Source organism: Gordonia sp. (in: high G+C Gram-positive bacteria) (assembly GCF_049299075.1).
In the GTDB taxonomy this organism is placed as follows: domain Bacteria; phylum Actinomycetota; class Actinomycetes; order Mycobacteriales; family Mycobacteriaceae; genus Gordonia.
The window spans coordinates 1-4603 of the sequence record NZ_JBAQWU010000431.1 but is presented as its reverse complement, the minus strand read 5'-3'; the positions used below and the strand labels follow the sequence as shown (position 1 = coordinate 4603).

2 protein-coding genes are annotated in these 4603 nt (G+C 66.8%); both read left to right on the top strand.

The window, feature by feature from the left end; all coding sequences use genetic code 11:
* Positions 1-407 precede the first annotated feature (407 nt).
* Positions 408-737, top strand: a complete 330-nt coding sequence (locus WAW85_RS13840) for a hypothetical protein (protein ID WP_422560181.1) — start codon at positions 408-410, stop codon at positions 735-737.
* Between the two features lie 12 nt (positions 738-749).
* Positions 750-4603 (top strand): MobF family relaxase (gene mobF, locus WAW85_RS13835; protein WP_422560180.1); only part of this gene is annotated, 3854 nt, incomplete at its 3' end.

Below are 4603 nucleotides of genomic sequence, written 5' to 3'. Positions count from 1 at the left end.
GTCTGGAGACGGCGCGAAACCAACTGGAGTCCACCGCGGTCCCGAGAGAGCGTTGGCCCCCGAACGACGCACACGCATCGTCGAAGGTGGTCGAGCTAGCTGATTCCGACGCCAATCTGAATCGCAGAGACCCCATCAGCCTAACGCGCCGAAGGACGCCAATGGGAGAGCTAAACCGTTCAGGATTCCTAACACGTGCTTTCCCGCACGACCAGAACCATCACTCACTGCCCTATCGCCACTCACCTTCCCTCAGCCACGCTCACCACGCAACCCATCCTCACCAGATCCTGCACAACAGAAACCATCCGCCTGACCAGCACCTTTCCCTTCCCTCACCCAAAAGCAAGCCCACACACCTCTTGCATTCTGGATTCGTGCGCTACGTTTTGCGTATGCTCGCGGGTATGAGTGGTGAGCGGGTGTGTGAGTTCTGCTCATCCGCGCTGCCGGAGCAACGCGGCGGACGTAAGCGGCGCTGGTGCTCCGACCAGTGCCGGTGGAAGGCCGCGCGGGCACGTCAAAAGGCTGACGTGTCGGTCGCTGGAATCGCCAGCGAGGTCGCCGCCACCGCCGTCTTGGACTCCCCCGTCATCACCGCGCAGGTCCTCATCGACCTTGCCGGGCGTATCGCGGAGGGCCGCTGCGATGGGCCGGAGTGGAACGCGGCGATCGACGCGACGATCGGCCTTCACCGCACCCTGGTTGCGCGTATGCGCAGGCTCAACGGAATCTGACTGGGTGCCGACATGGCCGGAACCATTCACAAAATCACCGCCGGGTGTGGCTATGAGTACCTGACTCGGCAGGTCGCAGCCATGGACGCCACCGATCGCGGCCGCGTCACTTTGGCCGACTACTACTCGGCGAAAGGAGAGGCGCCGGGCCGCTGGACTGGTGCAGGACTGGCCAGCCTCATCCACCCGACGGCAGAGGTTCCGGCGTCCGCTGAGCGGGAGGTGCATGCCGGCTCGGTGGTGTCTGCTGAGCAAATGCGGGCGCTGTTCGGTGAGGGGAGGCACCCGAACGCGGACGAGATTGAGGCGCAGGTCGCCGCAGCCGGCGGCGCTGCTGAGGACCAGTTGCGGGCGTCGGCGCTGGGTGCGCGGTGGTCAGAAACGACCGCGCACCCAGAGTTCCGGGTGCGTCTGGCAGAGATGTTCGTCGCCCACAACTTGGGGTCAGGGCAACGATGGAGCGCCCCCATCGCTGACGATGTGAAGGCGCAGATGCGTACCGAGCTGGGCCTGGAGATGTTTCGGGACGAGTACCGCCGAGATCCCCGTGATGACCGTGAACTCAGTGGCTGGATCGCCCGAATCAACCGTCCCCTGCCGCAAGGCGTCGCCGGGTATGACCTGACCTTTTCACCGGTCAAAAGCGTCTCAACATTGTGGGCACTGGGCCACACAAGTACGCGCCGCGTCGTGGTCGACGGCAAGGAAATGGACCTGTCGCAGGCGATCGAGGCGTGCCACGATAAGGCAGTGGCCGACGCTATCGCCTTCGTCGAAGACCAAGCCACTTTCAGTCGACTGGGCACCGACGGGGTCCAACAAGTGGACACCGAAGGTCTAATCGCGGCTGCGTTCACTCACCGTGATTCCCGCGCCGGTGACCCCGACCTGCACACCCATGTCGCGGTGTCGAACAAGGTGCGGGTCCGTGTCCCCGGCACCGATGAATACCGCTGGGTCGCACTCGATGGCACCCCGCTGTTCAAGGCGATCGTGTCCTCATCGGAGGTCTACAACTCGCGGATCGAGGCGTACGTGCGCCAGTACATCGGTGCTCAATTCGCCGAGCGCCCCTCGCTGGACAAGAGTAGGCGACCTATCCGCGAGATCGTCGGAGTGCCCGAGGAACTGATGAGCCGGTGGTCTCAGCGCCGCGAAGCGATCGAGATCCGCCAGTCGGAGCTGGCCGCACAGTTCCAGGCAGTCCATGGCCGCGAACCGACTAGCGGAGAACTGTTTGACCTGGCTCAGCAGGCCACGCTGGAGACGCGCGAAGCCAAACACGAGCCCCGCTCTCTGAACGAGCAGCGCGATACATGGTGGACGCAAGCGGTCGATGAACTTGGTTCCTCGAGCAACGTCAACGCAGCGTTGGAGTCGGTATTCACCGGTGAGCAGGCCGCCATCCGCACCGGCCCAATCCAGTCCGAAGAGGCAACCGCTATCGCCGATCACGTGGTGTCGGTGGTGTCGGAAAGCCGGGCCCGTTGGCAACGTCCGCACCTTCGCGCCGAAGCCGAACGACAACTACGTCAAGGACGTGGCTGCGCCGCCTACACCGCCTACGGCAGCGACACCGCGCTGCCATGGGCCGGGTGGGTATCACCTGAGCACTGGAGCGAGTCGGTCGAAGCGATCGTGCGTGCCGCTGAATCAGCGAGTCGCACCCAGGCACCCGAGGTAACCGACAGCGACCAAGGTGAGCCGCAGATGTTGCGCCGGCTCGATGGCGCCAGCGTCTACTCGACGCACGACACCGCGATGTGGACCAGTGCGGAAATCCTCGCCGCTGAGCGCCGAATCGTCGCGGCCGCCCGACGCACCGACGGCCGAGTGGTCGACGGCATCCACGTCGACCTGGCGTTGCTCGAAGAGGCCGCCAACGGTCGCTCCCTCAACGCTGGACAGACTGCTTTGGTGCGTGAGCTGGCCGGGTCAGGGCGGCGTGTGCAGCTGGCGCTCGCCCCGGCAGGCACCGGCAAAACGACCGCGATGCGCGCATTCGGCAGGGCATGGACCGACAGCGGCGGCGCGGTCATCGGCCTGGCCCCGACCGCAGCGGCCGCCGCAGTCCTGCGCGAGGATCTGGGCGCCGAGACCGACACCCTGGCCAAGCTCGTGCACATCGTCCGCGCTCGCGCAGACTACGAACAAGCGGTGCTCGCCGCTGAACGCGGAGACCTCAACGCTCGTCGCGCTCTGGCCGCCGGAGATGTTCGGGACCCGCAGCGGCCACCGTGGTTCGACCGGATCGGTCCGTCCACCGTGCTCGTCGTCGACGAGGCAGGGATGGCCGCGACAGCCGATCTTGATGCCCTGATCGGGTTTGCGCAGAGCCGGGGCGCGGCCGTGCGCCTGGTCGGCGACGATCAGCAGCTCGCCTCAATTTCCGCCGGCGGCGTCCTGCGTGATGTGGCCCATGAGGTCGACGCACTCACCTTGTCGGAGGTGGTGCGTTTCTCCGACACCGCCGAAGGTAGCGCGTCGCTGGCTCTTCGTGAAGGTGACGTCGCCGGACTTGGTTACCTCGCCGATCACGGACGAATTCATGTCGCTTCTGATCGGGCAGCGGCCGATCAGGCTTTCGGCGCGTGGCTCGATGACCAGTCGGCCGGTGACGATTCGGTCATGCTCGCCGCGACCCGTGACACCACGAACGACCTCAATGCGGCGGCACGTGCTCACCGCCTTGACGGGCTCAGCGCCGCCGAAGTTGGCCGAGAGATTCAGCTCGCCGATGGGCTGTCGGCGTCGGTGGGTGACACGATCTGCACGCGCCGCAACAACCGCGCCCTGCGCACCTCAGCGACGGACTGGGTGCGCAACGGCGACCGGTGGGAGATCACCGCGATTGGCCAGGATGGCACAGTCACCGCCCGCCACCGCGACCGCGGGCGCACCATCGACCTGCCCGCCAAGTACGTAGCCCAACACGTCACACTCGGATACGCCTCGACCATTCACGCAGCCCAAGGCCTCACCGCCGACCGCTGCCACGTCGTCGGCAACGACTCGCTCTCGCGTCAACTGTTCTACGTCGCGATGACCCGCGGCCGCCACGGCAACCACGTCTACCTCTCGACGGCCGAGGGCGACCCGCACAAGGTACTGACTCCCAAAGCCCTCACCCCCGACACGGCGGTGGAGCTGCTGTCCAAGGTTCTCGACCGTGACGAGGCGCAGCGGTCGGCAACGACCGGTGCCCGCCAAGCACGTGACCCGGCGACCAGGCTCGGCCCGGCCGCCGCAGCATTCATCGACGCCGCCGGCACCCTCGCCGAGGCGGCAGTAGGCGCAGAGCGGCTGGCCGAACTCGCCGACCATACCCGCCAGATCGACCCGCGCATTGTCGAAACGTCCGCGTGGCCGGTCCTGCGCAAGCACCTGGCCACGCTGGAGCTGAGCCCAAGCGGCGACGCTACCGCCGCACTGGCTGCGGCTTACCACTCCCGCGAGATCGACAGCGCCGCTGACGTCGCGGCACTCCTGGACTGGCGACTGGACCCCACAAGCGGGCATAGCGCCCAGCAGGGACCGTTGCCCTGGCTCGGGTCGGTACCAGAACACCTACCGGCCGAGCACGTCGAATACCTTCACCGCCGCGCGCAGCTGGTGACCTCACTTGCCGACGAGCTACGCGAAGCGAGCGGCCACTGGTCGACGTCGACCGCGCCGCTATGGGCCCGCCCGTACGTCGCCGCCGGGGCCGATAGTGCGCTCCTTGGTGACCTGGCTGTGTTCCGCGCCGCCCATGGCGTCTCGGACAGCGACAGCCGGCCCACCGGGCCAGCGCAGCCCCGGACACGGACCCGCAAGTGGCAGGACGCGCTCGACGAGCGTGCCGCAGCGTTGGTCGCCGTCAGCGC